Origin of the sequence: Dongia sp. (assembly GCF_041918875.1) — a bacterium.
Lineage (GTDB): Bacteria > Pseudomonadota > Alphaproteobacteria > Dongiales > Dongiaceae > Dongia.
The window spans coordinates 27,048-46,527 of record NZ_JAYRUV010000001.1 but is presented as its reverse complement, the minus strand read 5'-3'; the positions used below and the strand labels follow the sequence as shown (position 1 = coordinate 46,527).

21 protein-coding genes are annotated in these 19,480 nt (G+C 61.3%); 2 read left to right on the top strand and 19 right to left on the bottom strand.

Going from position 1 to position 19,480, the window contains the following annotated elements; all coding sequences use genetic code 11:
- The first annotated feature begins 23 nt into the window (after nt 1–23).
- Nucleotides 24–923 carry a LysR substrate-binding domain-containing protein gene (locus ACE3TY_RS00210; protein ID WP_374649758.1) on the top strand — a complete coding sequence of 300 codons (900 nt, stop codon included), beginning with the start codon at nt 24–26 and terminating at the stop codon, nt 921–923.
- Here ACE3TY_RS00210 and ACE3TY_RS00205 read toward each other — a convergent pair.
- The 3 genes from ACE3TY_RS00205 to ACE3TY_RS00195 form a co-directional block, all read right to left on the bottom strand.
- The gene (locus tag ACE3TY_RS00205) at nt 920–1,393 is read right to left on the bottom strand and encodes a PAS domain-containing protein (protein WP_374649756.1); all 474 of its coding nucleotides are present in this window, start codon (nt 1,391–1,393) and stop codon (nt 920–922) included. The genes ACE3TY_RS00210 and ACE3TY_RS00205 overlap by 4 nt on opposite strands.
- The gene (locus ACE3TY_RS00200; RefSeq protein WP_374649754.1) at nt 1,390–1,857 is read right to left on the bottom strand and encodes a PAS domain-containing protein; all 468 of its coding nucleotides are present in this window, start codon (nt 1,855–1,857) and stop codon (nt 1,390–1,392) included. Before ACE3TY_RS00200 ends, ACE3TY_RS00205 begins: the two co-directional genes overlap by 4 nt.
- Before the next feature lie 73 nt (nt 1,858–1,930).
- Nucleotides 1,931–2,890, bottom strand: a complete 960-nt coding sequence (locus ACE3TY_RS00195; protein ID WP_374649752.1) for an aldo/keto reductase — start codon at nt 2,888–2,890, stop codon at nt 1,931–1,933.
- Nucleotides 2,891–3,107: 217 nt separating this feature from the next.
- Between ACE3TY_RS00195 and ACE3TY_RS00190 the strand changes: the two genes are divergently transcribed.
- Nucleotides 3,108–5,027, top strand: coding sequence for a hypothetical protein (locus ACE3TY_RS00190; RefSeq protein ID WP_374649750.1), 1,920 nt, complete (start codon nt 3,108–3,110; stop codon nt 5,025–5,027).
- A gap of 13 nt (nt 5,028–5,040) precedes the next feature.
- On the opposite strand, the gene ACE3TY_RS00185 is transcribed toward ACE3TY_RS00190, so the two are convergent.
- The 16 genes from ACE3TY_RS00185 to ACE3TY_RS00110 all read right to left on the bottom strand — a co-directional run bounded on the left by ACE3TY_RS00185 (nt 5,041) and on the right by ACE3TY_RS00110 (nt 19,478).
- Nucleotides 5,041–6,051: an FkbM family methyltransferase gene (locus ACE3TY_RS00185; RefSeq protein ID WP_374649748.1), complete on the bottom strand. Its 1,011-nt coding sequence runs from the start codon at nt 6,049–6,051 to the stop codon at nt 5,041–5,043.
- Nucleotides 6,048–7,190, bottom strand: coding sequence for a hypothetical protein (locus tag ACE3TY_RS00180; RefSeq protein ID WP_374649747.1), 1,143 nt, complete (start codon nt 7,188–7,190; stop codon nt 6,048–6,050). Before ACE3TY_RS00180 ends, ACE3TY_RS00185 begins: the two co-directional genes overlap by 4 nt.
- Before the next feature lie 162 nt (nt 7,191–7,352).
- The gene (locus ACE3TY_RS00175) at nt 7,353–8,126 is read right to left on the bottom strand and encodes a phytanoyl-CoA dioxygenase family protein (protein ID WP_374649745.1); all 774 of its coding nucleotides are present in this window, start codon (nt 8,124–8,126) and stop codon (nt 7,353–7,355) included.
- Nucleotides 8,123–9,280: a methyltransferase domain-containing protein gene (locus ACE3TY_RS00170; protein ID WP_374649743.1), complete on the bottom strand. Its 1,158-nt coding sequence runs from the start codon at nt 9,278–9,280 to the stop codon at nt 8,123–8,125. Before ACE3TY_RS00170 ends, ACE3TY_RS00175 begins: the two co-directional genes overlap by 4 nt.
- A 260-nt stretch (nt 9,281–9,540) precedes the next feature.
- Entirely contained in the window at nt 9,541–10,302 is a 762-nt protein-coding gene (hisF, locus tag ACE3TY_RS00165) for an imidazole glycerol phosphate synthase subunit HisF (RefSeq protein WP_374649741.1), read from the bottom strand.
- Nucleotides 10,303–10,312: 10 nt separating this feature from the next.
- Nucleotides 10,313–10,927, bottom strand: a complete 615-nt coding sequence (hisH, locus tag ACE3TY_RS00160; RefSeq protein WP_374649740.1) for an imidazole glycerol phosphate synthase subunit HisH — start codon at nt 10,925–10,927, stop codon at nt 10,313–10,315.
- Between the two features lie 19 nt (nt 10,928–10,946).
- Complete coding sequence (locus ACE3TY_RS00155) at nt 10,947–12,095, bottom strand: N-acetyl sugar amidotransferase (protein ID WP_374649738.1); 1,149 nt, start codon at nt 12,093–12,095, stop codon at nt 10,947–10,949.
- Nucleotides 12,096–12,108: 13 nt separating this feature from the next.
- On the bottom strand, nt 12,109–13,110 hold the full coding sequence (pseB, locus tag ACE3TY_RS00150; protein ID WP_374649736.1) for a UDP-N-acetylglucosamine 4,6-dehydratase (inverting): 1,002 nt from the start codon (nt 13,108–13,110) through the stop codon (nt 12,109–12,111).
- Between the two features lie 222 nt (nt 13,111–13,332).
- Nucleotides 13,333–14,217 (bottom strand): SMP-30/gluconolactonase/LRE family protein, encoded by an 885-nt coding sequence (locus ACE3TY_RS00145; protein ID WP_374649735.1) that lies wholly within the window; start codon nt 14,215–14,217, stop codon nt 13,333–13,335.
- Between the two features lie 150 nt (nt 14,218–14,367).
- The gene (locus tag ACE3TY_RS00140; RefSeq protein WP_374649733.1) at nt 14,368–14,961 is read right to left on the bottom strand and encodes a sigma-70 family RNA polymerase sigma factor; all 594 of its coding nucleotides are present in this window, start codon (nt 14,959–14,961) and stop codon (nt 14,368–14,370) included.
- Nucleotides 14,962–15,186: 225 nt separating this feature from the next.
- The gene (locus ACE3TY_RS00135) at nt 15,187–15,441 is read right to left on the bottom strand and encodes a hypothetical protein (protein WP_374649732.1); all 255 of its coding nucleotides are present in this window, start codon (nt 15,439–15,441) and stop codon (nt 15,187–15,189) included.
- 99 nt (nt 15,442–15,540) lie between these two features.
- Nucleotides 15,541–15,963 carry a hypothetical protein gene (locus ACE3TY_RS00130; protein WP_374649730.1) on the bottom strand — a complete coding sequence of 141 codons (423 nt, stop codon included), beginning with the start codon at nt 15,961–15,963 and terminating at the stop codon, nt 15,541–15,543.
- 28 nt (nt 15,964–15,991) lie between these two features.
- On the bottom strand, nt 15,992–16,270 hold the full coding sequence (locus ACE3TY_RS00125; protein ID WP_374649728.1) for a hypothetical protein: 279 nt from the start codon (nt 16,268–16,270) through the stop codon (nt 15,992–15,994).
- Between the two features lie 21 nt (nt 16,271–16,291).
- The gene (locus ACE3TY_RS00120) at nt 16,292–16,447 is read right to left on the bottom strand and encodes a DUF1328 domain-containing protein (protein ID WP_374649726.1); all 156 of its coding nucleotides are present in this window, start codon (nt 16,445–16,447) and stop codon (nt 16,292–16,294) included.
- A 486-nt stretch (nt 16,448–16,933) separates the two neighbouring features.
- On the bottom strand, nt 16,934–17,179 hold the full coding sequence (locus ACE3TY_RS00115) for a MoaD/ThiS family protein (RefSeq protein ID WP_374649724.1): 246 nt from the start codon (nt 17,177–17,179) through the stop codon (nt 16,934–16,936).
- Nucleotides 17,180–17,189: 10 nt separating this feature from the next.
- A complete protein-coding gene (locus ACE3TY_RS00110; RefSeq protein WP_374649722.1) occupies nt 17,190–19,478 on the bottom strand; it encodes a xanthine dehydrogenase family protein molybdopterin-binding subunit in 2,289 nt (762 codons plus the stop codon).
- Nucleotides 19,479–19,480 lie beyond the last annotated feature (2 nt).

Below are 19,480 nucleotides of genomic sequence, written 5' to 3'. Positions count from 1 at the left end.
CGAATAATCGACAGGATCGATCAATGCGCGCTCTCCCGACCCTGCGCCAGCTGCGCTATCTGGTGGCGCTGGCCGAGCATAAGCATTTCGGCCGCGCCGCCGAGGCCTGCTTTGCCACGCAATCGACCCTCTCCGCCGGGCTGCAGGAGCTGGAAAACCTGCTCGACGTGAAGCTGGTGGAACGGTCCAAGCGCCGGGTCATGCTGACCCCGCTGGGCGAGGCCATCGTCGCCCGCGCCCGCATCGTGCTGCGCGAGGCGGAAGACATCGCCGATCTCGCCCATGCCTCGAAGGATCCGCTTTCGGGTGCCTTGCGCCTGGGCGTCATTCCGACGATCGGCCCCTATCTGCTGCCGCGCGTCCTGCCGCCGCTGCGCCAGACCTATCCCAATCTGCGCCTTTACCTGCGCGAGGATCTGACGGCGCGTCTGCTGGAGGCGCTGGGCGACGGCGATATAGATGTGGCACTCATCGCGCTCCCGTTCCAGACCGACGAACTCGAAATGCGCGAACTCGGCCACGATCCCTTCCAACTGGCTTGCCGGGCGGACGATCCGCTGGCGAAGGCGCAGAGCCTCGAGCTCGACAAGATCCCCGAAGACCGCCTGCTGTTGCTGGATGAAGGGCATTGCCTGCGCGAGCATGCCCTGGCCGCCTGTCGGCTTGAACCCAGCCGCCACCGCGACGATTTCCGCGCCACCAGCCTGCCCACCTTGGTGCAGATGGTGGCCAACAAGCTGGGCGTGACCTTGCTCCCGAAGATGGCGGTCGATGCGGGCCTCCTGGGTGGCACCGGCCTTGTGACACGGCCTCTTGCCGCCAGCGCGCCGGCGCGCGGCATAGCCCTGGTCTGGCGCCCGACGACACCGCGGTCGGTCGAGTTCAACCTGCTGGCCGACATGCTCGCCCGTTTCGCCGCCTAGGGGGTCGAGACCGCGTAGAGATCGCGGTTGATCGAAAAGACCAGGACCTTGTTGACGGTTTCGCCGTCGTCGGAGAGCGGCACGAAGAGATTCTCTTCATTGACGTAGCGGTCGACCACCTGGAAATCGTCGACCTCGTAAAACGGTGCGCGGGTCCGGCACACCGTCTCATACTTCTCCAGCACGGATTCGACCGAGCGGCCGAAGAACGCTTCGACAATCGATTGACCGGTCGGATCGCGACCGCGCAGGGCGACCTCCATCGTACCGACCAACCGGTAGACGAAGCGCCTTTCATCCTCGACGACATCGACGAGCGTCACATAGGGAAGATAGAGTCGGATTTCGGCCGGATCGATATCGCTCCGCGACGGCATCGGCCGCCCGGCGCATTTGGCACGCCAATAATCCAGCATCAAACGGATATCGGGATGGCAGGTCGACATCCATTCCAATCGCGTCTCCGTCAAGCTTGCCGGTCTCCTGATTGGAAGAGATCCCGGCTGATCGAGAATACCATGATCATGTTGACCGTCTCGCCATCGTTCGACAGAGGCAGGAACAGATCCTCCTCGCCGATAAATCGATCCACGGCCTGGAACGGGTCGGCCACATAACGAGGTGCCTGCGTCTTGGAGACGGCATCGTAATATCTGATCGCCTCCTCCGCCGAGCTGGCGAAGAAGGCTTCGGCGACCGCCTTACCTGTCGGATCGTAACCGCGCAATTCGACTTCCCTGGTGCCGACCAGCCGATAGACATACCGCCGCGTGTCGTCGACCACGTCCACCAGGGTAATCTGCGGCAGGAAGCGGCGCAGGTCGCCGGGATCGATGTCGGCCCGCGACGGCATCCGGCGACCGGCGCATTTGCGCTGCCAATAGTCGAAAACCAGGCGAATATCCGGGTGACAGGTCTCGCGCCAATCCGCCATCGGGGATCCTAAGGGAAAGGGGAAATCCACAATGTTGGCATCCTGCGCCGGGGTCAATGCGTCTTTAGCGAAATCAGGCAGCCGCGATCGGCGCGCTGGCATCGTCGAGTCTGGCAACGGCATCGGGACTGAGCTCCAGGGAAGCGGCCGCAACCAGTTCGACCAATTGCGCCGGCGACGTGGCGCTGGCTATCGGCGCCGTCACAACCGGTTTTGCCAGCAGCCAGGCGATCGCCACCCGCGCCGGGTTGGCCCGGTACTGCGCCGCCACTTCGTCGAGCGCTGCAAGGATGCGCTGGCCGCGCGCGTCCAGGTATTTTTCGACATCGCCGCCGCGCGCGCTTTTGCCGAGGTCGGCCTTGCTGCGGTACTTGCCGGTGAGGAAACCGCCGGCCAGGGAGAAATAGGTCATGACGCCGATCCGGTGTTCGGTGCAGATAGCCGCCAGCTCGGCCTCGAAGCCCGCGCGTTCGCACAGATTATACTCCGGCTGCAGGCTTTCATAACGCGGCAGCCCGTCGCGCCGGTGTGCCGTCAGCGCCGCGGTGAGACGGGCCGGGCTGAAATTGGAGGCGCCGACGGCGCGCACCTTGCCGGCCTTGATGAGGTCGGCATAAGCCGAAAGCGTTTCTTCGACCGGCGTCGCGGGATCGTCCCAATGTGACTGATAGAGATCGATATAGTCCGTCTGAAGTCGCTGCAGCGAGCGCTCGACGGCGCGCGCGATATAGGCTTTCGAAAGTCCCTTCTCGCCGCCGCCCATATCCGAGCCCACCTTGGTCGCGATCACGACCTTGCCGCGATTGTCGCGGCTCTTCAGCCAGCTACCGATGATGGTCTCGGATTCTCCGCCTTTATTGCCCTCATGCCATTTGGAATAGACGTCGGCGGTATCGATGAAATTGAACCCCGCATCGACGAACCCGTCGAGCAGCCGGTGCGAGGCGGCGGTATCGACCGTCCAACCGAACACATTGCCGCCAAAGCAGAGGCGCGAGACCTTCAGCCCCGACCGCCCCAATTCCACCGCCATGCCGATCCCCCCATTTCCGACTATCCGAAACGGGCCATTTTTGCCCGCCGACACACGACCGTGCCGCAACATCGGGGTCAAGGGATATTTGCCGCATGGGCGCGACAAGAAGCCATGTTGATTTTATGGTTTTCACTCCCGTCGCTACTGGCGCCAGGGAGCACCATCCACTACTATTGCACCGCGCCTCGCATAACCCGCCATAAATAGGGCCAACATGCTGTCATTGCTTGAAAACCTGTTCCCCAAATCGAAGAAGAAGGGGGCCAAGGCCAAGACCGCTCCCGGTGGGCTGAAGGACGGTCAGGGGACCAGGCTGGACAGCGATTGGGCGACGGTGCGGGGCCGCATCGGCGAACTCGGCGCCCGGCATGTCCTGCTGCATGGCGATGCCGCGGCGTTCGCCAGCGCCAAGGTCGAATTGCCGGGGGTAGCGCTGCTGTGGGTCAGCCACGCGCTTGCCGACGTCAAGGCCGGCGCCGGCTATGCCGAGGATCAGGATTGGCGCGCCGCCGACGCCGCCATCTGCGCCGGCACCGATTTGCCGGCGCGCTATCGGCAGGCGCTGCGGCTGATGGCGGCCAGCGATGTCGCCAAGCCGGTCCTCTGGGTCGGCAGCGGTTTCGAATATTGCGGCGGCACCTTGAGCGCCCCGCGGGAAGCCGACGAGGTCGAAGGGCTGCTGTTCAACCACTTCCAGGAATTCTTCGGCGTCAAGGATGCCCTGCAGTTCCGCATCGAGGTCTATCACGGCCCGGAAGTGAAGCGGTATTACCGCATCCTCGAGCCGAACCAGTCGCATGTCATCCGCCTCAGCGACCATTTCAAGGAGCGGCGCTATCCGGTGAGCCTTGCCGCCTTCGTCGAGCATCCGGTACTGACGCGCGACCGCCACTACCGCCTGCGCCTGTGCGCGGATGTGTTCTGGAAGGATTCCCTGACGACGCTGCACAGCGTGCATGAGTTCAACCGCAGCCCGGACCGCAAGGTCGAGTTCCGCGCGCCGGCTTGGCTGGTGCGCGAGGGGGCCATGGCCCTGACCATCCCCAATTTCGATCGCAAGGCCCCTGCCGGGCAGGAGATCGAGGCGATTGCCGGTGCGACCAGCAGCAAATCGCCCCGCAACACCGATTTCTTCATCGATCAATCGACCTTGCGCCGCGGCAATGTGGGCGAGGACCAGGTTTTCGGCTGGCGCTATCGCGGCTTCGGGGGCTCGAACTGGTTCGTGCTGGAAAACGGCAATGCGCTGGCTGCCGGGCATCAGGCGAACATCGCCGGCAATCATCACGCCAGCTGCCCGATCCTCGATCGCGACGACCTTGCGGCCGACGCCGAGGAAATGGCGCGCTATCGGAACGTCGACGATGCCGGCTTCCTGCTGCAGCCGCACGCAGTCCCGATCCTGCCCGCCGACAGCGACTTGGTTTTCGGCTACGAATCCGATACGGCCAATCCACGGCAGCCGCATCTCAGGATCGATTTCTTCGATGCCGAAGGGGCTAATTTGGGGCATTTCCGATTTACCAAGGAGAAGCCCGGCCCGCTCTTCACCGACGACATGCTGCGCCTGTGGAACGATCCGGCGGCACCGCGCGCGCGCCTGGCACTGGTCAGCTTCGACTGGCTGGCCGGCGGCCTGCGCTACAAAGGGTTCAAGCCGATGGCGAACCTGCTGGTGCGCAACCGCCGCACCCTGGACCAGGACGTCACCGAATTCCAATCCTGCTGGCGCAATCTGGGCACCGCCGTTCCGGGTTTCCCGCATTGGCTGACCGACCAGTTGGCCATCGTCGGCCGTTCGAATCTCTTCGGCCGGGTCCGTTGCGACCGCGACCTGCGCACGGGCATCGTCCTGGCCAACGGCTCCGGCCGGCTGAATTATCGCGGGACGGCGCGGACGGATATCATCGTCATCAACAATGACGGCGCCCGCATCCAGGCCCGCGTCAGCATCCCGGCATTTACCTGGCGCATGGTCTGGTGCGACGAGCTGTTTCCCGCTCTCGCGGGGCATCTGGGCGAAAGTGGAAACGGGACATTGCTGGTGCAGTCAGGCGACGCCGATCTCAACGCGCAGATCGTCACGACCAGCCAGGCCGGCGCCGTCGCCCTGCAGCATCTCTGGGGTTATTGATCGAGCGGGCCGATCAGAAGTCCCAGGAACGATCGAGCCAGTAATCGATCTTGCGGCCGTGCCCGATGCCGGTCTTGCGGCTGATCCTGCGGGCGAGCTTGCCCAGCCAATCGGCACGCTGCAGCAAGCCCGGCCTGGGTGCCGCCGATTTCACCAGGTCGATCAAATCGGTTTCATCGCGAGCCGATATGAGCCCAGCCCCCCGGCTCGCCTCGGCGAGCCACAGCGCCTCGTCGAGAAAACGGTAGAGCAACAGAATGATGAAGAGCTTCAGGACAGCGGCAACGTCGCCGCTCGCCAGCACGGATTCGGGCGCACGCAGATAAAGGGCATCGCCGGCAATCAGGCGGCTGGAAATATCACGCCGATTCTTGACCAGGTTCAGGTGCCGCCGCAGCAAAGCGTGCGATTTCTCCCCCTCGAAACGATAGGAGCGCACCGGCAGGATGTCGAACAAGGTGAAGCCCTGCGCCTGCAAGTAGCTGTCCAGATCGGCGAAGAGTGGCTGCCCGCGGTAGATTTCGGCAAACTCCACTTCGGTCTGAATGGCCAGCAGATTGCGCATATGCTCCGGTCGTGCTGCCTTCAGAACATCCAGTTCGGCCCCCTGGATATCCAGCTTGATAAGGTTCGGTAGCGGTCGCTCATATTTGTCGATGAAGTCCGACAGCGAGATCAGAGGTACATCGATTGTCCGCGCCAATGTCCCATAGCTTGGTGGCGAAAATCTCGACATGAGTTCGTCGTTTGGGGGGAAAAGAGATGAGCCCGACGGTTTAGCCAGGACGTAGAGCTTGCCGGTGCCGGTATGACCGCCAAGCGCCAGCGAAAACCAGGATTCATTCTTAGCGGCAATCCTGGCCTGTGCTTGGCAGGCGGCGACATCGGGCTCGAACAAGTCAATCGTCATGAGATCGGCAAACGGGCGCCAGTGGTCCTGCATTCCGCCCCGGGCACCGACATCAATTGAATGGATGGGATCGTCGACTAGCGCTTTAAGTAGGGTGCTATCCCTTGCGCTCATGCTTTTGCCCGCCCGATATGCGATTTCACGAAAGTGGAAATCAAATCAGCGCTCGATTTGTCTTCGGGAAGATAGACCTGCCTGGAGAAAAGCTCGTGCCGCCGCCTCCGCCTTTCCGGAGAACATACCACGGGAGCCGCTGACATTTCTTTGATCAGCCGTTCCATTTCCTCCAGCGAAGACGCAAACGTCACACACTCTCTGACTAGTTCGTCGGCTGGGTCGAAAAGCACCATGTCAGAGCGAAGCATGCATTGGCCCCAATTCGGTATGACGATATGTGCGTCCGTCAATAACGCCTCGGTAATCGCCATTGAGTTGTAGCCAACGACGACACGCGAACTCTGGAGCAAGACCGGCAAGTCGATGTCCCAGGAAACCTGCACGCCGGCCCTCTCCAGTTCGGGAAAACTGCGATTGATACCTTCGTGCTCGTTACCCTTCTTGCACTTGACAATCCAGATCAAACCTTCCTTCTCGGCGAAAGCCAGGCGCTGGAACAGATTTGCGACTTCCGCGAACACGTTCGGCGCCAGATATATAGGTGCCGCAAAGGAGATCAGGGTGACGTATCTTTGAGCCGGCGGGGAAGCCGGCATCTCCCTCCAGCGGTCATAGCGTGGTGCACCTGTCACACTAATCTGTGCAGGCTTGACGGCCCCAGATTGCAGGAAGGCGCATTTCGTCGAATCGCTGAATACCGCGAGGCCGACTCCTTCGTACTGGAACTCAGCAACAATGAAATGATTTATCAGCCACGAGACGGTAAACGTGGTGACATAGTTCTCCCGGCAAAGCACAAGAAACGGAATATTGAGTTGCCGGCAAGCCACTTTGACCGACTCCTCCTGCCAGTAATCGACATTTGCCGATACGACGGCGGAAATTCCATGCAAGCGCTGGCACTCCTGCAGGAATGCCCGAGCAAAGGTGAGCAACCGGTCGCGATTCTCCGGGCGCATCTCGTACTTCAAATGTCTGTAAAAGAGCGTCTGCTGCCTGTATTCGGGATCGACCCATGGTTCCTGGATTTTTTTGAGCTTTGTCGTACTGATGTTCAGCCAGTTTATGTCAGTGCTCTCGCGCAGCACGTCGAGGTCTTTGCTGAACAGCGCCCTGTCCAGGCATAGGACCGACATCTGTCCATCCTTGGATCTGGTACTTTCGACGGCGCGGGCAAGCTTCCGCCCGGCAGACGCCGGGCGGCTGAGTCTATTGAAGCAGCTTGCCATGAAGCCGCGCAATGAGTCTTTGCCACAAGACATGGGGCTAAATCTCAGGATGAGGTTCTATAGCTCGCTTCAACTCTCCCCCGCTCGATCGACAACGTCAGCTTCATTAATGCTGAGCGCTTTGTAGAGTGGACGAACCTTGTTCATGCTCTTGTAGTTCGCAATGCGAATGATGCCGCAAACCCTCGGCAACGCAGCCGAGTTCGGTTCAGTACGATGCACGGCATTGGCATCGAAAACACAGGCGTCGCCCACATCGATCTCGATCGGCAGTTCAGCGTCCGCTTCGACCTCGGTGACATCGGGTTCAATCTGACGGATTCTTCCATAACTGAAATAGGAACGCGCCTCGCGCTTTCCGTCGGCGTGCGATCCCGGAATCACGACCATCGTGCCATCGCCCTTACGCGTATGCCGCAGGAGCGGGAACCAGACGGACAACACGTCCTCACACCACGGATAGAATACGCTCTCCTGATGCCATTTGTAGTCGAAGCGTGTATCGCCGGGCAGCTGGATATGGATTGCCAGCGGCATGAAATGCATGTGCCGCTGCTCGATCCCAGACAAGTCGCTCAGCAGATTGGCAAATCCTGGTTCGCTCATAAGCTGGTAGGCGGCCAGACTGGACCCGACGCAGAGCGAAGCTTGATAAACCAAACTGTGATCCTGCTTTTCCCTGTGCAGGATCAGATCGTCGAGCGACATGCCGGGAAAGCTCTCTTTGTTGGCAAGCGCATCATAGAGAACATCACAAACCGCAGACACCGCTTTCTTGCTGAAGGCCCCTTTGGAGATATAGAGACCAGCCTTACGATACTCACTGTTCGCCATTGAATTCATTTGTCCGAACCCTCTTTGAGGAGCTTGGAAAGACTCACGATCTTACTGTCTGGAACGTTCTTTGATTTCAGGAACTGGATCACTTCAGCCTCGTAGCCGACGACGGTCACCAGGAGTTTATCAAAGGCATTTTGATCGACTGCTTCTGCCGGCTGCACTTTGATGCCGAGGAGGACGGTGCCGATCTTGTTCGGATCGGCATCGTAGATAGCGGCGATGGTCGAGGGATCATCACAATTCGCCAGGAGGCTTACGGTGTGCGTCCCTGCACCATAGAGAGCTAGTCGTTTCGTGTTGCCGAGCAGTGCCCGGAAGTCATTGTAAGTCTCGGTCTGGTCGCGCAGGAACTTCTGCCAGATATCGAAAGCATTCGATGTCGGCTCGCTTGTATTCTTCAGGCAGACTCTGATCACTCGGTTCGGCGAGGTCGCGTAGCCGGCGGTTTGGGCGAAGCTGACGCTCTCGATGGTCAGGCCGGCTTTCTTGGACAGCACATGCATGGAGGTCAGCGAAAAATAGTTTACATGCTCGAACTGGAAGATGTCGCTCCAGGCCGACCGCACATAAGTATAGTCCGGAACTTCGACAAAAATGACACCGTCCGGCTTGAGGCGCTGCTTCAGGACATTCGCCACATATTCCGTCGGACTGGCGATATGCTCGAGCACATGGCGAATGACGATAAGATCGAACTTTGGCTGCTGCCCCATGCCGGCAATCGGCTTGAAGCCATAGGAGTTCAGGATCTTGATCGAGTCAGGGTTGAGTTCGTCGTAATAGCAATCGGCGTTGGTCGCCGACTGCATGATGGCCAGAAAAGAACCATTATCGGGACCAACTTCCAGAACGCTCGGCCCCACCTTTTCGGAGATTGCCGCGCTGGCAATACGGACCTGTTCGGAAACGTGCCGGGCCTCTGTTGCAGTAATCTCCTTACGTCTGAATTGATAATTGTTTTCGTAGTACGCTGTGGTGGCTTCGCCATCCAGGGGATTCAGGCATTGTGCAAAATCACAGTGCCTGCAATAGCCGTAGCGGCTGATCTCGACCGCATCGAACGGACGCAGGTAAGTGCGATATTCGCCAGAAAGCACAGCGAGTTCGGTACCGCACAGGAAGCAGTTATTGGAGAGGGTATGCCGTACAGCTTTCATCTTCGTTCCTTACTCACCAGCCCGAAAAGGCTTCCGTCAAACTCGGCCCTTGGCGGCATCTGCGAGACTGTAAATCACTCTAAACTATCGACAATCGGCCCACGACACGCCATTTTCGTAGCTTTGCCCAGGCCCCGCCAGCGTTCCAGACAGTCATTCAGCCATCAACACACTTCTGGATTGAGTCTCTCGCAAGAATCAAGCGCCAGATCCGGGTGGCAACGGCTTTTGCCCATCCCTTCTCGATTTGGCATGCGAAGCTAAACGCGCACATTGAACCCTCGGGATTTGAGATAGACCTTGCCCGCCTTGGGCGTCTGCTCGGTAAAATGGAAAATACTGGCCGCAGCGACGGCATCGGCCTTACCGTCGCGCAACACTTCTTCCATATGACGGTAACTGCCACAACCGCCCGAAGCGATCACAGGAATCTTGACTGCATCTACCACCGCGCGAGTCAGGGCGACGTCATACCCGTTGAAGGTCCCATCCCGGTCGACTGAGGTAAGCAGGATTTCACCGGCTCCCAACGCTTCGGCCTCCCTGGCCCATTCCACCGGGTCGCGTCCGGTCGGCTTCTTGCCACACTCGCTCATCACTTCCCAGCGACCGTCGGCGAGCGCGAGAGCGTCGATCGAGACGACAATGCACTGCGCTCCGTAACGCAAGGCGCCTTCCTGAATGAGGCGCGGGCGCGCCAGGGCGCCAGAGTTGACGGCGACCTTATCCGCGCCGACGGCAAGCAGCTGGCCGATATGGTCGGGATTGCGGACACCACCACCGACCGTCATCGGCATGAAGCACTCGTCGGCCAGCTCATCCACCTGCGCAAAATCCGGCGCCCGGCCATCCGGTGTCGCCCGGATATCAAGGAAAATCAGCTCGTCGACCTCGCGCATATTGTAGACCTTGATGGCCTGCAACGCACTGCCCGTGCGGCGCCAGGAGTCAAAGCCGACGCCCTTTACGAGCCCGACGTCGCGGAACAATAGGGTTGGCATGACGCGAATCTTGACGGTCACATCACCCTCGTCAAATCGCCAGGAAATTGCGAAGAAGCTGAAAGCCGGCCTTCTGGCTCTTCTCTGGATGGAACTGGACGCCCATCAGATGATCGCGCTGCACTGCGGCAGTAAAAGAGCCGTAAGAAGGACAGGTCGCCAGGACATTCTCCGGCGCGCAGTCGAAGCAATAGGAATGGACAAAATAAAAATCGGTGCCGTCCGGCAGGTTTTGCCAAAGCGGAGATTGCGGCTTGGCAAATGTTTCATTCCAACCCATATGTGGGATTCGCTCGCCGCTCTGGGTTGATTTCAGGGCGACAATTTCACCTGGGATCAGATCCAGCCCTTCTGTTACGCCAAATTCATGGCTGCGGGTTGCCATCAACTGCATGCCGAGACAGATGCCGAGGAAGGGAAGCTGGCGCTTCGCCAGCAGATTGCGCAGTCCGGCCACCAGACCCTTCTCATTCATGGCCTGCATCGCCGCCGCGAACGACCCGACGCCGGGCAGGATGATGCGGTCGGCAGCCTCGACTTGCCTTGGATCGTCAGTCACGTTGGGTTTGCCGCCGCACTCCTCGATCGCGCGTCGAATGGAGTCCAGATTGCAAACACCCGAATTGACTATGACGACGCTGGTCATGCGCAGGCGACGCCCCCGTTCAGGAATTGTCGGTATGAAGCTTCTGCAGATTGCCGAAGCGATCTTTGATGAGCTTGCCGTGGTTGTCGCACTTGAACAATTTCTTGTTCGTCCACCGATCGCATATCTCGATGAACTCCTCGACCGGCATATCGAGCGGCGCCAGAATGTCCTCGATTCTTTTGCCGAGATAGGTCCACGGAAACTTCCCGTCATGGCGCTTCACCAGTTCCAGGCCATCGCGGCGCGTCAGCCGGCCGCGGCGGATATGGTTGCAGGCGATGTCCGTGGCGCGGCCGAAACCGTATTTCAGGAACTTGAAATAGTCGTGCAGGCCCATTTGATGATTGTCGAGGTTCTCGTAATTGGCGAGCGCCCCCTCGACCATCGTGGGGAAGGTTTCGAAGCCGTAGCCCTGGGCAAAGAGCGCGTTGCGATAGCCGTCCCAGGGAAAGTAATAGCCGAGGAAAATACCGGTCACGCCGACCCGCGCCAGTTCTTCATCGGAAGGATAGGTGTACTGGATCATGTCGCGGCGGCTGACACCGATCTGACCGATGATGTCGGATACGCGCAGGCCCAGCAGGCCGCCGAACTCTTCCAGCCAGCGCCGGTCGAGCACATTCTTCTGCGTCGAGGCCGCCGGGCCGCCATATTCGTGCTGCGGATTCTCGCCCCAGACAATCAGGCGGATGTTGTGCTGGACCGCGACGCGCACCGGAATGGTGAAGATGGTGACATGTTCCGGCCAGGAGATGTCGCCGACCGTCTCCAGCGTGAAGCGGTTGATGCGCCGGCGTACCACCGGATTGGTCGTCACTTCGATATAATCGACGCCCAGCTTCTTGATATTCTCGATATTGCGGCGACCGATATCGGAGAGATCATCCGTTGTCGCCGTCACGCAGAGCGGATTCATGCCGACTTCAAGCAGGCGCAGCAATTGGTAGGTGCTGTCCTTGCCGCCGGAGACCGGAACCAGGCAGTCGTAATTGTCGCCGTTCTTGCTGCGATAAGTGTCAACCACGCGCAGAAACTCGTCCTTGCGCTGGTCCCAATCCACTTCAGCCCGGTACTGATAGTTCAGGCACGCATTGCAGACGCCATGCTCGTCGAAGGAGAGATCTGGCTTGGTCTCCGGATAGAGGCAGAGTTTGCAGTAGCGCATGCCATGGCCTCCGTCAGATCATCTTCTTGAGCGACACGGCATCGAGCCATTGCTTGTTGATGTCGCTGGCGAAGCGGAAGCCGTCGGCGACCTTGGCGGCGCCGTCCTCGGCGAAGGAGCGGCGGCCCCAATAACTGAACACCGGCTCGATGACATAGCGGTCTTCAAGTTCGATGGTCGAGCGGCTGTCGTCCTCGGTGATCATGACCTCGTGCAGCTTCTCGCCGGGGCGGATGCCGATGATCGTGTGCGGCAGGCCGGGGGCCAGGCTGTTGGCAAGCTCCGTCACCTTCATCGAGGGGATCTTCGGCACGAAGATCTCGCCGCCGCGCATGATCTGCATCGAAGAGAGCACGAAGGCGACACCCTGTTCCAGCGTGATCCAGAAGCGCGTCATGCGCTCGTCGGTGATGGGAATGGCCTTGGCGCCCTTCCTCACCAGTTCCTGGATGACCGGCACGATGGAGCCGCGCGAGCCGATCACATTGCCATAGCGCACCACCGAGAAGATCGGGTCGTGCCCGCCCGAGAGCGCGTTGGCGGCGATGAAGATCTTGTCGGAGGCGAGCTTCGAGGCGCCGTAGAGATTGACCGGGTTGGCGGCCTTGTCGGTCGAGAGCGCCACCACCCGCTTCACCTTGTTCTTGATCGCCGCCTGCACCACGTTCTCGGCGCCGATGACGTTGGTGTGGATGCATTCGAACGGATTGTATTCGGCCGCCGGCACCTGCTTCAAAGCCGCCGCGTGGATGATGTAGTCGACATCCCGCGTCGCCATCTCCAGCCGTTGTCCGTCGCGCACGTCGCCGATGAAATAGCGCAGCGCCGGATACTTGTCCTGGGAAAGATCCTGCTGCATCTCCCATTGCTTCAGCTCGTCGCGCGAAAACACGATCAGGCGCTTGGGCTTCCAATCCTTCAGCACCCGGCGGATGAACGCCTTGCCGAACGAACCCGTCCCGCCCGTCACCAGGATCGATTTCCCGTTCAGATCGGGAAGCGCCGTCTCAAACATGTCTTTGGCCCCAACTTACAAGCCGGCTCTAGCCGTGCTTTTATTTATTATGATAAATCAATAGGTTATAAGGCGCACCGGAAACCGCCAGCGCCTGCAAACCATTGCCGGATGGCAGCAGGGGTTAACAGCCTCCACGTCACTCTGTCAACCAGCCGTTGCGCCGGCCATTCATCCTATCAAATGGCGAAAGCCGCCATATCTTAGGAACCGGAAGCTATTTCAGGCTTGACCGAAGACCGGTTCCGGCAATCCCCGATGCCCGGTCTTGACCGCGAAGAGGCTGCCGGCCAGGGGTGCCCGGGCCAGTGCCGCCGCGTCGAGGCCGACCGTCGCCGTGGTGATGTAGAGCGTATCCAGCGCCTCGCCGGCGAAGGCGCAGGAGGTCACCAGCGGGACCGGCAGCCGAATCTCGCGGTCTATCTCGCCGCTGGGGAGAAACCGGGTCACCCGCCAGCCTTCCCAATGGCAGATCCAGATGCCGCCCTCGGCATCGACCGTCATGCCGTCCGGCATGCCCTGCTCTTCCGTGAACTCGGTGAAGATGCGCTGTCCGGCCAACGCGCCGGTCCTGGGGTCGAGATCGTAGGCATAGACCTTGCGCACCATCGTGTCCGAGAAATAGAAGATGCGGCCGTCGGGACTGAAACCGGGGCCGTTGCCGCAGGCAAAGCCCCGATCGTGAATTTCGCTCTTGCCATCGGCGCTGAGGCTATAGATACCGCCGATCGGCTCGACTTCCTTGTTGTCAGACGTGCAGAGCCAGAGCCGGCCCTGCCGGTCCACCTTGCCGTCATTGAACATGGTGAGTTCGGGCCGGTCGTTGGGATTGACCCAGGGCGTCAGCTTGCGCGCCGCCATGTCGACCTTGAAGGTGCCTTCGCGCCCGGTAAGGACGAACCCTTCCCTGGCCCGCACCAGGGTACCCATGGGAACGTCGAGTTCGAGCTGCCAGATGTCGGCGGCCTTGCTCGCCGGATCGTAGATATGGATCGCCGGCCCCTTGAGATCGAGCCAGTAGACCTTCTTCTCGACCGGGTGCCAGAGCACGGATTCTCCCAGTATGGCGGGCGTCTTGACGACGCAGATCGGTTCGGCGGCGGGCATCGCGAATCCTTTTCGACGCAGCGGAATGACCAGCCGATTGTGGCGATCCGCCACGCAATAGCAATGGCAATGCTGAAAAAGGCGGCGGCATTCTCATGCCGCCGCCTGGGGGTCTTGATCCAGATCCGATCATCCGGGCCCGATCGCCGCCTAGCCGGCCGCGCGGAGCTCCGGTTCGGCCACGGTCGTGCGGCGGGGCAGCGGTGCGCCGCGCTTGAGCGTGCGTGCCGCGCCGTCGTCGGGTACAGGCATCGCCACTTCCCCGTTGAGCATGCGCTCCAGCTCGCGCCGGGCACGGGCGAGGCGCGAGCGGATCGTGCCGATCGGGCAAGCGCAGATGCGGGCCGCCTCCTCGTAGGAGAGATCCTGGCCGACGACGAGGAGCAGAACCTCGCGCTGATCGGCATTAAGGCCGTCCATGGCGCGGAACAGTTCCTTCAGCACCAGGACATGTTCCTGCCCCGGCGCCACGCTGGCAAGGTTCGGCAGCAGATCGTCATCGACCTCGACCAGGCGGTTGCGCTGTCCGGCGCGCAGATTGTTGATATGGATATTGCGCATGATGGTGAACAGCCAGGCCTTCAGGTTGGTGCCCATGGCGTAGAGGTCCTGCTTGCGCAAGGCGCGCAGGACCGTATCGTTCACCAGATCGTCTGCCGATTGGCGATTGCGAGTCAGCATGACCGCAAAAGCCTTCATGGCCGGCAGCAATGCGACAAGTTGGTTTTGGAAAGTATCGGCCATCGGTTGTCCTTTCGGTCGATTCAGTCTTCGGTCCAGACATCGAGAACGGCGTGCACGCACGACGCGGACACCACGACGCGGACACGGGGGGCACCCGGCGATCCTTGTTGGCGGCGGGTGCCTGAGGCGAAAGATGGGCGGAACCGGGTGACAAGCCGAGCGACAAGACGGAGGAGAAGCTGTGACCTCCGACTTTCCGAATAGGAATAAAAAGACGGACTGGGACTATTCGGTGACTTTGTCTTCCGCGTTGGGGAAAGCCTGTCGAATGAGTTCGAGAAGCCTTGGATCGGGTGGGGATTCCGCGGCGGCAAAAAGGATTTTCATCTGGAGTTCCAGCCAGCGGTCGAAGGCCGGAGAAGTTGTCATATGGGACGTTGTCATATGCGCCGAATGGGGTCTGATCCGGCTGGCTGGCACATCATTGGCAGGCGCCTTGGTGCCGTTCTTTCCCCCTTGCCCGTTTCGCCCCTCAGTCATTTCAGTCTCAATCCGCCGGGTCCTTGCCAGCGCTAACGGCGCGGTTCTGCCCAAGTTCCCGGCCGCTCCAAAAAGTCCTTGAATTCGGAATGGTTACCCTCAGCGGGCCCATTGGCGCAAGATTTGGTGAACGAGGGCGTGGTCGAGGTCCGGCCGGCTTTCCAGGATGAAACCCAGGGCGCTGGCCCCCAGCATCGAGCCCAGCGGATCGGCCTTGACCGCGTCGCCGGCAAGATCGCCGGCCAGCGCGATGAGGGCCGGCATGTCCGCCGGTGCTGCGACCTTGGCCGGAATCGGGCGCCGGCGCGCGCCAAGTGCAACGCGCATGAGAAGAAGGCCGGCAACGAGCATGAGCAAGGCGATGATGGCCAGCGCCGCCGCCGCCGGAATCCAGGCAAGCAGCCACTGATAGAGGGAAGCGGCACCAACGCCGATCGCCCCCAGGCAGAGGCATCCCGCCATGCCCAGGAACAGCAGCCGCCGCAGGATTCGGTCGGTCAGGCGATCGATCGCTGCCATCATGAAGCGGCTCTTTCAGCTGGCCTCGGGTCTAGCGCTGGGTGAGTTTGCCGAGGAGCACGCCGACGCCAAAGGCGATCAGCAGGCTGGTGAGCGGACGCGCCGTGATCTGGTCTTCCAGCATGACCACGCCTTCCTGAACCTTGGCCTTGCCGGTGCCGACCGCATCGTTGAGCTGCGCCGAGCCTTTTCTGGCAAGCAGCCTGGCGATGGTGGCGACATCTTCCCTGAGCGTGCCGAGATCGTTTTTCAGCGCATCGAATTCCTTATCGAGGCCGCGATCGGCCATGGCGGCATTTCCTTCCCTCATGACATCGAACTCCCTATTGCATCAGGCATAATTGGCCGCCAGCGACACCAGGAACAGCAGGATGAAGATCAGGAACAGGATCTTGGCGATGCCGGTGGCCGCCTGCGAGATGCCGCCAAAGCCGAACACGCCGGCAATGATGGCGACCACGAAAAAGATCACGGCCCAATAGAGCATGCTGCTTTTTCCTTCTGCCGCTGGATGTCGCAAGGGATAAGGATCGGCCGCCGGATCGGTTCCCCCGGATGCGCCCGTTGACGTTTCGGGTGACGTTTCGGGTGACGTTTCGGAAAAGATCGGGGCCGCGGGTCGCACGGCCGACGTCACGCAACAGGGAGGAGCATGACGCCGGGTGCGACCCGCGGGGTCGCGGTAGCCACGTGACCGGAAGGACGATCGCCGGGGTCGAGAGCGCCAGCCATCGGATCTCATGGCGGGCGAACAGTGACCGTTTGGGGGAAGGGTCACTGCGGCGATCGTGGGGTCGCTCCGGTCGCAGGGCGGCCACGGATGGACAAACGCGGGCGATCGAGAATGGTTCCCCACCGCTTTCAGCGCCCGCAATCGCGGGGAGGCCCCGACAAGAAAAGCGCGCGCCGAAGGTTCCGGCGCGCGCCTGTTCGTCCCGACTATGTCGTTGATTGCCGGTGCTTATCCGACAGCTTATCCACCCGTCATGCGCGGCAGGAGGAAGACCTCGCTGTCGGGTTTCAGGGGTTCCAGCCAGCCTTCGCGATAGATGAGCCCGTCGATGGAGACGGAGACACCTCGCTTGATCTGGCTTTGCAGGCCCGGATAGGTCTCCCCCAGCCGGGCCAGCAATTCACCGACATTCTTGGCCTCGATCTCGACAATGGTCTTGCCGCCGGTATGCGGCTTCAACGATCCCCAGACGACGACCTTGGCCATGGCTCCTGCCTCAGGCGGCCTTCTTGCCCTTCGCCGCCTTGGCTTCCTCGATACCCTTGAGGACGCGCGGCGGCGACATCGGCAGCTGCGTGAAGCGGACGCCGGTCGCTGCCGCCACGGCATTGGCGATGGCGGCGAGCGGCGGCACGATCGAGGTTTCACCCACGCCGCGGACACCGTAGGGGTGCCCCGGATTCGGGATCTCGAGGATCTGCGTGTCGATCATGGGCAGGTCGGAGCAGACCGGAATGCGATAATCGAGGAAGCCCGCATTCTGCAGGCGGCCATCCTTGCCGTAGATATATTCCTCGTTGAGCGCCCAGCCGATGCCCTGCACGGCGCCGCCCTGGAACTGCCCTTCGACATAGGACGGGTGCACCGCCTTGCCGGCATCCTGGATGACCGTGTAGCGCACGATCTTCGTGGCGCCCGTTTCCGGATCGACCTCGACATCGCAGATATGCGTGGCGAAGCTGACGCCGGCGCCGTCGGCCGAATATTCGTGATGGCCGGCGATCGGACCGCCCGTCCCCGGCGAGGCCGCGGCGATTTCCTTCAAGGAGAGCGGCGCGAAGTTGCCGGCATTGGCGCCGGCGGGCTTGGCGTAACCCTTCTCCCAGGTGACCGCGTCCTCGGGGATGCCCCAGGTCGCGGCGGCACGGGCGCAGAGCTTCTTGATGGCATCGCGTGCCGCCAGGATGCAGGCCATGCCGGTGGCGAACGTCGTGCGGCTGCCGTCCGTCACGTCGTTATGACCCAGCGAGCTGGTGTCGGCGATGATCGCCCGCACATGCTCGTAACCGATGCCCAGTTCCTCCGCGACCATCATGCACATCGAGGCGCGCGAGCCGCCGATATCGGGCGAGCCCACCGACACCGTGATGGTGCCGTCGATGGGAATGTTGAGGCTGACGCAGGACTGGCCGCCGAAATTGAACCAGAAGCCCGCCGCCATGCCGCGACCCTGGTTGGGGCCGAGCGGCGCCTTGAAATGCGGATGGTTCTTGGCGGCATCCAATGTCGGCCCCAGGCCGATCGGACCATAGACTGGACCGTAGGAGGATTTGGTGCCCTCGCGCGCCGCATTCTTGATGCGGAAGTCGATGGGCGCCATCCCGAGCTTATGGGCCAGTTCCTCGATGACGCTCTCGACGGCGAAATTCGCCATGGGGGCACCCGGGGCACGGTAGGAGATCGTCTTCGGCCGGTTGCAGACAACGTCGTAGCCGATGGCGCGGACGTTATCGAGGTGGAACTGGGCGAAGGCGCTCATCGCGCCGAATTCGGCCGGCGAGCAGCCCGCGAACGGACCGCCCGTGTAGCGGAAGGTGCCGTCGGCCGCCGTTATGAGGCCGTCCTTGGTGACGCCGATCTTGATGTCCATGGAAGTGGCCGAGGTGGGGCCGGTCGCCTTGAACACTTCGTCGCGGGTCATCACCACCTTGACCGGGCGGTTGGCCTTGCGGGACAAAGCCAGCGCCACCGGTTCGATGAAGACCGTGGTCTTGCCACCGAAGCCGCCACCGATTTCCGACTGCGTGACGCGCAGGCGCGATATATCGATGCCGAGGATGCGGGCGCAAACGTCGCGCACCATGTAATGGCCCTGGGTGCAGCACCAGAGTTCAGCACTGCCGTCGGGCGACATGCTGGCCAGGGCCGCATGCGGCTCGATATAGCCCTGGTGCGTGGCTTCTGTCTTGAAGCTGCGTTCGACGATGAGGTCGGCCTTGGCGAAGCCCGCTTCCACATCGCCATGGCCGAATTCGAAGCGGCGGGCGATGTTGGAGGTCTTCTTCGGCTTCGGGTCGACGCCGTCGGTGAACATCTTGGCATGCAGGGCCGGCGCCTTGGGCGACATCGCCTCGTCGACATCAGTCACATGCGGCAGCACTTCGTAATCGACCTTGATGAGCTTCAGCGCTTGACGCGCGATCGAAGCCGTGGTCGCGGCGACGGCCGCCACGGCATGACCTTCATAAAAGGCCTTCTCGCGTGCCATGACGTTGCACATCGTATCGTAAAGACCGCCATCGCCGTCTGTGTGATCGGGGAAATCGTCCCGCGTGATCACGGCTTTGACGCCGGCCAGCTTCTCGGCCTTGGAGATGTCGATGCTCTTGATCCTGGCATGCGCATGGGGCGAGCGCAGGATGCGGCCAACGAGCTGGCCCGGTGCCGAGGCATCGGCGCCGAACTTGGCGCGGCCCGTTACCTTGTCGATACCGTCGGGGCGCAAGGGGCGCGAACCGACGACGTTGAATTTGCGCTTTGAATCGGGAGCGTTATCGAGCGGCATGT